The 2,510-nt window shown below is 59.2% G+C and carries 3 protein-coding genes; 2 read left to right on the top strand and 1 reads right to left on the bottom strand.

The window, feature by feature from the left end; all coding sequences use genetic code 11:
- Positions 1-345, bottom strand: a 345-nt coding sequence (locus ACKVY0_RS18395; protein WP_409216293.1) for a hypothetical protein, incomplete at its 3' end; no start/stop codon positions are given.
- 139 nt (positions 346-484) lie between these two features.
- On the opposite strand from ACKVY0_RS18395, the gene ACKVY0_RS18390 reads away from it, so the two are divergent.
- Entirely contained in the window at positions 485-1,357 is an 873-nt protein-coding gene (locus tag ACKVY0_RS18390; protein WP_409216292.1) for a hypothetical protein, read from the top strand.
- A gap of 86 nt (positions 1,358-1,443) precedes the next feature.
- Positions 1,444-2,259 (top strand): sugar phosphate isomerase/epimerase family protein, encoded by an 816-nt coding sequence (locus ACKVY0_RS18385; protein ID WP_409216291.1) that lies wholly within the window; start codon positions 1,444-1,446, stop codon positions 2,257-2,259.
- The last annotated feature ends 251 nt before the right edge of the window (positions 2,260-2,510 follow it).

Here is a 2,510-nt window from a genome sequence, read left to right as displayed (position 1 = left end):
AGCGGGCAGTTTTTGCGGATCACCCACGGGTTCCCACACGCCGCTGCCGATTTCCGTTTCCGCGACGATGACAAACGACTGCCACATCAGCTCCGGCTGTGTCGGGTTCGTGTGGATCAGCAGGCGGGCGTTGCTCAGCCGCATCGCGGCCACGCCGCGTGTCTCACGCACCTTGCCGGAGATGAACTGCGCCCCCCAGTTCAGCCGTCGCCCCACACTCGGCTCCGCCGTGGCCAGACCCAGGATGGAAAGCGCGGCCGTGATGATGACGATGACGACGAGCAGCTCCACCAGGGTGAAGGCGGCTGGGGAGGCTCGGACGCAAATGGTGCGGCTGCGGTGCATGTGAGAAACTTGCTTGCCAGTTCAGAAAACGCGGGAACGAAGTCTATTCTGACCTTGCCACGCGCTCCAAGCCTGATTTTTGCGCCGTTGCCGCGCTTGAGGCTTGTAGTTGCTGCGGTGACTTTGGTAGCTTGAAAGCATGTACACTGCATTGCACCCCGCACGCTTTTTTGCCACCGTCCTGCTGGCATGCAACCTCGCCGCAGGGCAGAACGCCGCCCGTCCGGTGGTGCTGAACAAGAACCTGCCGCTGCGCAGCGGCACGGAGTTGCGTGAGAAACGTGAGATCCGTGTCGAGAACGGCCGCTCAAAGCAGGTGAGCGCCAAGGAGACCACTGCGGTGAGCACACGCTATGTGCAGCGTCTCAACCTGGTGCGCCGCATTGCCGGTGCCGGTACGGAGGAGATCCGCGTGGCCGAGTTTCTGACCGAGTTGATGCATTTCACGGGACCGGTGCCGCCGCCCAACGAGCAGGCATCGTCACTCATGACCAAGATGCTGCGCGCTCGTAAAAGCGCCGGTCGCTGGAGCTACGACCTCGTTCAGGGCAAGCCCACGCCGGATGAACGTCAGATGCTCGACAACCTCGCCTACACCGCCGGGCTGCTTGATGTCCTGTCGCTCTGCATCGGCTCCGACGCGCACAAACTGGGTGAAACTTGGAAGACCGCAATCCCTGCTCCGCGTGGCAAGGCCACGGGTTTCGTGGTGCCGAAGGACATCTCATGCACCTTCGCCAGCATTGAGGACCAGCCCGACGGCACGCTCGCCACCATCGCCATCACCGGCAGCCTCAGTCTCGAGCGCCCCATGGGCTACAACTCGCATGTCGAGATCACCTTTGAAGCCGTCGTCGTCCGTCGCCTCACCGACATGCTCGATGTGGACACGAAAATCAAAGGCACCTACACACTCAAGGGCGAGGCGAACCTCATTGGTATCGGCAAAGCTCAGCTCGACTTCAACTACCCCTACACCCTCACTCGCACGCTGAAGTTGGAGCCCAAATAGCTGCTGCCAAAAAAATTCGTCATTCCACATTCGACATTCGCCATTCTTTCTCCTTCTTCCCGCTCTTCACCCACCCAACTCACACCATGCCACGCCCCGTCACTCTCTTCACCGGCCAGTGGGCCGATCTTTCCTGCGATACCATGATTCAGAAGGCCAAGGCCTTCGGCTATGACGGCGTCGAACTCGCCTGCTGGGGCGACCACTTTGAAGTGGACAAGGCCGACCAGGCTTACTGCGATGCCAAGCGCGCGAAACTGAAAGCCGCAGGCATGCAGTGCCACGCCATCTCCACCCATCTCGTCGGCCAGGCCGTGTGCGACAACATCGACCCCCGCCACGCGCAGATCCTGTCTCCGGCGATCTATGGTGACGGCAATCCTGAAGGCGTGCGCCAGCGTGCCGCCGAAGAACTCATCAAGACCGCACACGCCGCCAAGCGTTTCGGCGTCAGTGTCGTCAACGGCTTCACCGGCAGCAGCATCTGGCACCTCGTCTATTCCTTCCCGCCGAATCTCCCCGGCCAGATCGACGCCGGTTACGCCGACTTCGCCAAGCGCTTCAAGCCCATCCTCGATGAATACCAGAAGCTCGGCATCCGCTACGCCCTCGAAGTACACCCGACCGAGATCGCCTTCGACATCGCCAGCGCCGAGCGTGCGCTCCAGGCTGTCGATTACCATCCCGCCTTCGGCTTCAACTACGATCCCAGCCATTTCGGCTACCAGGGCGTCGATTACGTGAAGTTCCTCTACAAGTTCAGCGACCGCATCTTCCACATTACCAGTCAGCAGCAGTGCCGCCAGCATCAATCGTCTAATATATGCATCAAGTACCATTGGCACAAAGCTAAGCAAAGCCTTTTTCTATTGTGCGCCGCTTTTGATAATTGTGATTCATAAAACAGTAAGTGCGAATATTGAACGCTTCTTGATCGCTTTTTCTATTTGGGCGTGCCGTCCCGATACGCCACTGCGTGGCTTTCGGGCCGTCGGGCTATTCGCGGTTTCAGTCCCGATAAATCGGGACCGGGGCTTCGCCCCGCCGCTACTATCCCTCACGCATTAGCTGTAGGGATCGTAAAAAGTTCATAAATGAAAAGGGAGGAAAATATGACTATGTCTTCTTCCTGCGCAATGAAAACTTAAAGCTG

Origin of the sequence: Prosthecobacter sp. (genome assembly GCF_046154365.1) — a bacterium.
In the GTDB taxonomy this organism is placed as follows: domain Bacteria; phylum Verrucomicrobiota; class Verrucomicrobiia; order Verrucomicrobiales; family Verrucomicrobiaceae; genus Prosthecobacter.
The sequence above is the reverse complement of the archived record's forward strand: the minus strand, read 5'-3'. Positions and strand labels throughout refer to the sequence as shown.

What these genes read in the sequence shown, in the direction of transcription:
- ACKVY0_RS18390 (WP_409216292.1), top strand. Translation starts at nt 485, where the DNA reads ATGTACACTGCATTGCACCCCGCACGCTTTTTTGCCACCGTCCTGCTG.
- ACKVY0_RS18385 (WP_409216291.1), top strand. Translation starts at nt 1,444, where the DNA reads ATGCCACGCCCCGTCACTCTCTTCACCGGCCAGTGGGCCGATCTTTCC.